Below are 8,184 nucleotides of genomic sequence, written 5' to 3'. Positions count from 1 at the left end.
GGGGTCTGGCACCGCACCACAGTTGGTGCCGGAGACGGTGCCAGAGATGGTACACCAGAGGGGTCTGGCACCCAAACCCACACCTCTGACAACCCAAACAAAAAAAGGCAAGTGATGGAAATAGTTGCTTTCCATCACTTGCCTTCTCAACTTTTTCTTCATCTATTTGGACTTATTAAACAGCATCTTCTTATATCAGGCTTGTCCATTATTTAATGCCAAAGAACTTTTTCATTTTTGAAAATACGCCTGTTTTTTCTTCTTCCAAATGAAGCAATGGCACCGATTCTCCTAAAATGCGCCTTGCCATATTGCGAAAGGCGATCGAAGCTTTACTTGTTGGGTCTAACGCAATGGGCTCGCCACTGTTTGATGCTTTAATTACCGTATCATCATCACCTACGATCCCTAACAGATCAATCGCCAAAATGGAAACTATTTCATCAACATCAAGCATATCGCCAGATTTCATCATATGATGGCGAATTCGATTGACAATCAATTTTGGCGGTTCAATTTCTTCTTGTTCAAGCAAGCCGATGATGCGGTCAGCATCACGTACTGAAGAAACTTCCGGCGTCGTGACAACGATCGCTTTATCTGCTCCGGCAACCGCATTTTTAAAACCTTGTTCAATTCCGGCAGGACAATCGATTAAAACGTAATCAAAATCTTGTTTCAACTCGTTGATCAATTTTTTCATTTGGTCAGGCATAACCGCAGACTTGTCCTTCGTTTGCGCAGCCGGCAACAAATACAAGCATTCAAAACGCTTATCTTTAATAAGCGCTTGTTGAAGTTTACAGCGTTCTTCTACAACATCAACCAAATCATAAATAATTCGGTTTTCAAGCCCCATCACAACATCTAAATTTCTCAATCCAATATCCGTATCAACTAAACAAACTTTTTTGCCGGACAATGCTAAGGCCGTTCCCAAATTAGCGCTTGTTGTCGTCTTGCCGACGCCGCCTTTTCCAGAAGTAATAACGATAGCTTCACCCATTATATCATACCCCTTTCAAGCCTCGTTAAATTTGGTCTTAGATGTGTCAATACTTGAACTCGGTCGATCACGATCTGATTCTCATTTTTATCAATAAAAGCACATTCCATCTCATGCCCCTCCACTTCGTTATCAGGAGCGCGAGTCACAAGGTCACCAATTCTAAGCTGCACCGGCTTCATTAACGAGGCACATATGACAGCCTCTTCATTTCCGAAACATCCTGCATGAGCGATTCCCCTTAGAGCACCCATTATAAAAATATTTCCCCCAGCCATAACGGTGCCGCCAGGATTTACATCACCTATTAATAATAAATCGCCTTTAACTTGCAAAACTTGACCGGAACGAATAATTTTTGAAACGGTCACAATATCAGTTTGCTGTTTCCATTCAAGAGCTTCCTCTTTCGTCATCACATTTGATTCGAGCGATTCAACAACAAGTCTATTCTTATTGCGAATGATTTCACGAATTTGATCTTCATCACTTTTTGATAAATATCGGTTTCCTGCTTTTATGTGAACGGAGATTAAAGGACTATCCTCTGGTTGAACATTCGTGGACAGTTTTTGCTCAAGTTCTTGCAAAAGCTGCTCAAAAGAACAGGAATCATCTAAATATAAAGTAAGTCCGCTTTTTGTACCTTTAATCGTCACATATTGCTGCTTTTGTCCGATCATCTTCGTTCACCTCATTGCATTTTTATTCGACAGGCATGCTCTCTTTTCCTTTATGCTAAGCCAACTTATCGGTTTCTTTACTTATTAATTTTTTTAATAAAAATTTCTTCATTGGATAATAAACGAGAATCAAGAAAAAGCCGTTTAAAACAAGGGTTGGATATAGACGGTCCAACACAAACCGCTGCCAATCCATATGCGCAACATTTACCAAATACAAGATTCCGAAAACGCTCATTTCCAACAACACAATTCCAAATAAAACGACAAAAAAGACAACTAACAAATTCGTATGTAATACTTTCATAAATAAAGAAATGAGATAGACGATTAAAGGAAATGTAAATAAATAAACCCCTATGATATTTGTATAAATAATATCAAATAATAAACCGAAGAAAAGCGCATAAATAATTGCTTTATTGCGATTATAAAAAAAAGAGATAAGCATAATCAAAACGATCATAAAATGTGGAACAAAAATCCGATCAATCCCAAACCTTTCAGAAGGCAAAAACTCTACAAAAATGCTTTCTAACAAAAAACCTAAAAAAATAATACAGGCAAGAAGGAATCTTTTCACGCTCAGATTCCCCCTTCCATTTGTTCTAATAATTCTGTATCTGGTGTCGTTGAAAGCCGTTCGACGATCATAAGATGGTCAATGTCAAAAAAGTTAGCGGACGGCTTTACATAAGCCATTTGCGTCAAACCATATTCGTCTGGTACGACTTCAATAATTTCTCCAATGACTAACCCACTTGGAAAAACACCGCCTAAACCAGAGGTGACGACCGTTTGTTTTTCTTGTAGGTTGATTTTCACATCATACGGAATACGTTTAAACAATAAAGCTCCTTTTTTTTCATCATAACCTTCAATAAGTCCGAAAATATCTGCATTGCCTTTAACAACGGCTGATATGCGGTTTGTGCGATCGACCGCGCTTAAAAGTTGAACGGTTGATGTAAATTGTGAAACTTGTTTTATTTTGCCGATCATTCCTTCAGATGTAATGACAGCCATGTTTTTCTTAACTCCATGCTGCTCGCCTTTATTAATAAAAATCAGTTCATGCCAATAGTCTGGATTTCTTGCAATCACATTTGCTTGAATGAGCTTATAATCACGCAAGCTTTCTTTTTTTCCTAAAATAGCACGAAGCCGCTCATTTTCTTTTTCTAATTCCAAAACTCTGGCATTTAATTCAACATACTCATCTAATCGTGCTTTCAACAATCTATTTTCTTCAAAAGTAGTTTTAAGTTCTGAAATATTCTCAAAGAAACCCGCTGCATATTCAGCGGGTTGATGTAATATCGATTGAAACAAGCCGATCGTATCTTTTAAAACCTGTTCAGGCCAACTAAGTTTCGATCGATCTTTCATTGAAAAGCCAATCAATGCCACCAATAAAATAATGCAAACTAATAGCACGATTAATCGTTTGTTATAAAAAAATTGTGGCATGATTTACACCTTCTTACTTATTTTCTTGATTTTGAAGTAATCCCTGCTTTAGAACGGAAAAGGTGAAGATTGTCCAACGCTTTGCCAGTACCAACCGCAACACAATCAAGCGGATTTTCAGCTACTAACACCGGCATTTTCGTTTCATTGCTGATCACTTTATCAAGGTTCCGTAATAAAGCGCCACCGCCCGTTAAAACGATGCCGCGATCCATAATATCAGCCGCCAATTCAGGTGGCGATTTTTCAAGCGTATATTTCACCGCGTCAACGATGGCATAAACAGTATCATGCAATGCTTCAGCAACTTCTGCAGCGCTGATGGAAATCGTTTTTGGAAGCCCTGACAAAAGATCACGTCCGCGAATTTCCATATCTTCAATTCCTTCAGGCATGCCTGCCGAACCAATTTCCAACTTCAACTGTTCAGCAGTTCGTTCACCGATCAATAAACTATATTTTTTCTTTACATATTGAATAATAGCGTCATCCATTTCATCGCCAGCAACGCGTACAGATTGGCTAGTTACAATTCCACCAAGTGAAATAATTGCCACTTCTGTCGTTCCGCCCCCGATATCGACAACCATGCTGCCTGTCGGTTCCCAAACCGGCAAATTAGCGCCAATAGCTGCTGCAAACGGCTCTTCAATTGTATAGGCTGTACGTGCACCAGCTTGAACGGTCGCATCCTCAACAGCACGCTTTTCAACTGCTGTTATTCCAGAAGGTACACAAACCATAACATTTGGCTTGCGTGAAAAAGCAGATTGGTTTTTTTGCGCCTGCTGGATAAAATGCTTCAACATAATCGCTGTCGTTTCAAAATCTGCAATTACGCCATCTTTCATCGGTCTTAAAGCAACAATATTACCTGGTGTACGGCCAATCATATTTTTTGCTTCATTACCGACCGCTTCAATTGTTCCAGTATCTGTACGAAAAGCAACAACAGATGGTTCGCGTACAACGACACCTTTCCCTTTCACGTAAACTAACGTATTCGCAGTTCCTAAGTCAATTCCCATATCACGAGAAAAGCCACCTAAACCAAACATAATTACGTCTCTTCCTTTCTCAGCATAAGTACAGGTTAGATGCAAGCGGCAGGAGTTAAGGTTTTGACAAAGAATATTTTTTTACATCTTGAAAGATTTAAACCGTTCCTTTCCCTCATACTAACTTGTACAACAGAAGCTCATACAGACTATTATAAGACAAAAAAATAGAAAAGGATAGTTTTTTAAACATATCCTTTTTCTTTCAAGCTTATATATTTAGTATCACCAATAATTAAATGATCAAGCACATCAATCCCGATGATTTTTCCACATTCGACCAATCGCTTGGTTACTTCTATATCTTCACGGCTAGGAGTAGGGTCTCCAGAAGGGTGATTATGCACACAAATAATAGAGGCGCTTGACCTGCGGAGTGCTTCTTTGAATACTTCTCTTGGATGAACGATGGAGGCATTGAGGCTCCCTATAAAGATGGATTGTTTATGAATAACTTGATTTTTTGTATTTAAATAAATAGCAACAAAATGTTCTTGTGATAAAAAACGCATGTCATCCATGACATATTTGGCAGCATCTTCAGGGGAACGAATGGTATAACGCTCTTCATAGCGAAGTTTGTTAATTCGTCGTCCCAGTTCAAGGGCTGCCAAAATTTGAATTGCTTTGACGCTGCCAATACCGTTGATTTTCGTAATTTCTTCAATCGTCGCATCTTTCAACATTCGCAATCCGTCGAATTTTTTTAACAATCGTTGCGATAATTCCATCACCGATTCATTTTTCGTTCCAGTTCTTAATAAAATAGCTAATAATTCTTGATTTGAAAGACTTTCAGGCCCATAGGCAACTAATCGTTCCCGCGGAGTTGAATCTTTTGGATAATCTTTAATCATTAGTGAAGATTGAGACATTGTTCTCCTCTCCATTTCTTTCGGAAATAAAAAAATTATGGAAAAAATTTTTTTAACTCCCGATATGTTCTCGCTATTGGCAACCCTACAACATTAAAATAGTCGCCATCAATTTTTTTCACAAGAATCGATCCGAGGTTTTGAATGCCATAAGAACCAGCTTTATCAAAAGGTTCCCCGCTTTTAATATAATCTTCAATCTCCTCATCAGTTAGGTCCCAAAATTGGACTTTTGTTTCCTCATAAAAAATCGTTGAATTTGCACTAGAAACAATCGCTACACCGGTGATGACAACATGTTCCCTTCCAGAAAGCATTTTGAGCATGTTCTTTGCTTCCTCAGCATCTTTTGGTTTACCTAAAATTTGGTTATCAACCGTCACAATTGTGTCTGCACCAATGACAACAGCATCATCCAAGTCAGCCGAATTAAAAACTGCTTTCGCTTTTTGTAAAGCAAGATCTTGCGCAATTTCTTTCGGATCTTTGTTTGGATCAAAGTCCTCATCTACTTCACTCACCATGATTGTAAATGGAATTTTTGCATAAGCAAGCAATTCTTTTCTCCTAGGAGAACTAGAAGCCAAAACTAATTTTCTCATCAACAATCCCACACCGTTTTCAATTTTTTATACATAAATGGTTATATTGGTAAAATACCAAAAATTCAATTTAAAAACAAATTCGAGAAATTCTATTCCTCCAGCTGAAAAATAAAAAAGAAGTCCAAAAGACTCCTTTTCAACGATAAATTTGAACTTTTTAGACGAAAATCTAAAAATTTAATAGATATATGAGTTTCAGCACTCTCTGATGCACCATCTACTTTGCGGTGCCTGACCCTTCTGGTGTACCGTCTCCGGCACCATCTCTGGCACTGTCTATGGTACCATCTCCGTTACGGTGCCTGACCCCTCTAATGCACCTTCTCAAACACCATCTCTGGCACCGTCTGCGGCACCATCTCTGTTACGGTGCCTGACCCCTCTGATGTACCGTCTCTGGCACCATCTCCGGCACCGTCTGCGGTACCATCTCCGTTACGGTGCCTGACCCCTCTGATGTACCTTCTCCGGCACCAGCCCTGGCACCGTCTGCGGCACTATCTCCGTTACGGTGCCTGCCCCCTCTCCTGTACCGTCTTTGGCACCTTCTGCCCCTTAGCGGCTCATTTCGTTATGCCACGTTTTATAGGAAATGAGACCTTCAAGGAGTGCTTGCTGGGATTTCCATAGTTGTGCTTCATTTTTGTTCGTGCGAAAGCTTTCCAAGGCTTTATATGCTGCTGTGATGGAGTTGGCAAATTGGCCTAAGGATGGTTGGAGTTTTTCTGGTTTCGTTTTGTTCCATTGTGAATATTCGGCTTTAATAGAATCCCAACTATTTTTTTCAACCGTTCCAGTTTCAAATGCTTGAGCTGAAAGATCTACAAGTTTTTGGTACAATTCAACCGCTGTTTGAGCATATACTGCCTCGCCTGTTGCAGATCGAGCTTTCCCAGCTTCTACTTCCAAAGCATCTAATTCAAACGGCTTGATATAAATTTCTTGCCCCTTTTCCACATATTGCTCCCCTATACTATTGGCTTCTGCGCGACTCCCTCCAACACCGATAAACAATAACACTGGATCTGATTCCGGTAAAACAACAGCGGCAGTTCCATTTTCTTTTAAACTAGATGCGTGTTCATTGGCAGCATTTAGAGATGCAAAAGCCCCACCTTGAATAACTTCTACTCGCAAGGCTGGTATATCAACGGAAGAAGCGTTTCGTAAACTACCACTTCCAGTTCCTATAGCAGTATTTTCTGAACCTTCATTATTCGGATTATATTCAGACAATGCTTGTCCGGAAGTAATAACCCCATTTTCTTCTCCTGCTTTATTTTCATCATTCATATCAGTAAAAAGTGATAAAACAATATAACCAAATCCAACACCAATTAGGATTGCACCAATGAGTGAAACAATATATTTTTTATAAACCGCCTTTTGCTTATCCGAAAAACGGTCAAAGTTCCGCTTTTTCTTTTTATTTGAAAAAATATTTTTCTTACTTGGATAATGTACATTCGTCTTTTTTTGATTAAATCCATTTGAGTTATTTTTGATTCGTGCCGATCTTCTTTCTTCAAAATCGATAATATTACTCCTTCGATCATTTAATAAAATATCATCTACAAAATCTTCCCATTGATCCTCATCATGTGAGCTGTTTTCCTCCAATGACCGTTTTTCCGAATCAACATTTTCTCCTAATAGATGGGCATTGCCTTTATTTTCAACAAACTGATCCTCTTTCAGCCGTTCATTTTCATTAAAAAAGGAATCAACTTTAACAATATCAACCCCATTCACCGCATCTTCACTATCTTTTGCGGCACATATTTCTTGATTTAGCTCCTCGTCTGATAAAAAAATTCGTTCTTTTCCATTTATGCGAATGGAAATACGATCCTTTCTCTGCTTGTCCATGCCAACACCTCTTTCATATTCAGTTCAAGAAGCTATATTCGGCATATAAAATAGAATTTTTCATTGAAAAGATATGCTTAGAATTGCTCCTCAAAACGATCCTTTCCCATAAGTGATAAACCATTAATAAATACTTCTTAGAAGGATAATAATTTAATACAGAGGGTCAAATAGAATTTACTATCCTCGCAGTGCATGTTTAATAGTTCAAATACAATTTATTATTTAGTTTTCCGCTCTCCCAAGCGTTACAGTTCCATTTAAATTTGGTGCAGGGGCGCTTTTCTTTGTCAGACCCTCACTACGATAAAAAACAATTCTTCACAGTCACTCTACAACCTAACCCCATGCCAATAGCCAACTGTTTAAAAAACTCGGATTCAAGTCTCCCCAATTATTTCATCCACTCCATATAAAACCGTTCCGACTCATTGAAAAGGTCACCCTTTAATTTCCAAAACCACAATTCTATTAAAATAAAAAACAAACGCAGCACACTTTTTAATAAAGTACCATATAAAAAATAAAAAAGAACAAGACATTTGTCGTCTTGTTCCTATAAATATTCCTCAAATATTGACATTATTCCTAAAATAATCTAATAATCCATTTAATCGA

At 38.4% G+C, this 8,184-nt stretch carries 9 protein-coding genes; 1 reads left to right on the top strand and 8 read right to left on the bottom strand.

Annotated elements, in window-relative coordinates; translation table 11 throughout:
- The coding region (locus HR057_RS16995) for a hypothetical protein (RefSeq protein ID WP_230474380.1) at positions 1–216 on the top strand (216 nt) is incomplete at its 5' end.
- Here the strand turns inward: HR057_RS16995 and minD are convergent.
- From minD to HR057_RS07480, 8 genes are all read right to left on the bottom strand, one after another.
- The gene (gene minD, locus HR057_RS07515; RefSeq protein ID WP_173730824.1) at positions 209–1,006 is read right to left on the bottom strand and encodes a septum site-determining protein MinD; all 798 of its coding nucleotides are present in this window, start codon (positions 1,004–1,006) and stop codon (positions 209–211) included. The genes HR057_RS16995 and minD overlap by 8 nt on opposite strands.
- Positions 1,006–1,689 (bottom strand): septum site-determining protein MinC, encoded by a 684-nt coding sequence (gene minC, locus HR057_RS07510; protein WP_173730823.1) that lies wholly within the window; start codon positions 1,687–1,689, stop codon positions 1,006–1,008. Before minC ends, minD begins: the two co-directional genes overlap by 1 nt.
- 55 nt (positions 1,690–1,744) lie before the next feature.
- Positions 1,745–2,272 (bottom strand): rod shape-determining protein MreD, encoded by a 528-nt coding sequence (gene mreD / locus HR057_RS07505; protein WP_173730822.1) that lies wholly within the window; start codon positions 2,270–2,272, stop codon positions 1,745–1,747.
- 2 nt (positions 2,273–2,274) lie between these two features.
- On the bottom strand, positions 2,275–3,159 hold the full coding sequence (mreC, locus tag HR057_RS07500) for a rod shape-determining protein MreC (RefSeq protein ID WP_173730821.1): 885 nt from the start codon (positions 3,157–3,159) through the stop codon (positions 2,275–2,277).
- Positions 3,160–3,176: 17 nt separating this feature from the next.
- Positions 3,177–4,217 (bottom strand): rod shape-determining protein, encoded by a 1,041-nt coding sequence (locus HR057_RS07495; RefSeq protein ID WP_173730820.1) that lies wholly within the window; start codon positions 4,215–4,217, stop codon positions 3,177–3,179.
- Between the two features lie 185 nt (positions 4,218–4,402).
- The gene (radC, locus tag HR057_RS07490) at positions 4,403–5,092 is read right to left on the bottom strand and encodes a RadC family protein (protein ID WP_173730819.1); all 690 of its coding nucleotides are present in this window, start codon (positions 5,090–5,092) and stop codon (positions 4,403–4,405) included.
- A gap of 35 nt (positions 5,093–5,127) precedes the next feature.
- On the bottom strand, positions 5,128–5,694 hold the full coding sequence (locus HR057_RS07485) for a Maf family protein (RefSeq protein WP_173730818.1): 567 nt from the start codon (positions 5,692–5,694) through the stop codon (positions 5,128–5,130).
- Between the two features lie 558 nt (positions 5,695–6,252).
- Positions 6,253–7,566 (bottom strand): hypothetical protein, encoded by a 1,314-nt coding sequence (locus tag HR057_RS07480; RefSeq protein WP_173730817.1) that lies wholly within the window; start codon positions 7,564–7,566, stop codon positions 6,253–6,255.
- Positions 7,567–8,184 lie beyond the last annotated feature (618 nt).

Source organism: Calidifontibacillus erzurumensis (assembly GCF_013303125.1).
Classification (GTDB): domain Bacteria; phylum Bacillota; class Bacilli; order Bacillales; family Bacillaceae_J; genus Calidifontibacillus; species Calidifontibacillus erzurumensis.
The sequence above is the reverse complement of the archived record's forward strand: the minus strand, read 5'-3'. Positions and strand labels throughout refer to the sequence as shown.

Bases quoted from the DNA above. Each gene is read 5' to 3' on its own strand.
- minD (WP_173730824.1), bottom strand. From the start codon at position 1,006: ATGGGTGAAGCTATCGTTATTACTTCTGGAAAAGGCGGCGTCGGCAAG.
- minC (WP_173730823.1), bottom strand. From the start codon at position 1,689: ATGATCGGACAAAAGCAGCAATATGTGACGATTAAAGGTACAAAAAGC.
- mreC (WP_173730821.1), bottom strand. From the start codon at position 3,159: ATGCCACAATTTTTTTATAACAAACGATTAATCGTGCTATTAGTTTGC.
- HR057_RS07495 (WP_173730820.1), bottom strand. From the start codon at position 4,217: ATGTTTGGTTTAGGTGGCTTTTCTCGTGATATGGGAATTGACTTAGGA.
- radC (WP_173730819.1), bottom strand. From the start codon at position 5,092: ATGTCTCAATCTTCACTAATGATTAAAGATTATCCAAAAGATTCAACT.
- HR057_RS07485 (WP_173730818.1), bottom strand. From the start codon at position 5,694: ATGAGAAAATTAGTTTTGGCTTCTAGTTCTCCTAGGAGAAAAGAATTG.
- HR057_RS07480 (WP_173730817.1), bottom strand. From the start codon at position 7,566: ATGGACAAGCAGAGAAAGGATCGTATTTCCATTCGCATAAATGGAAAA.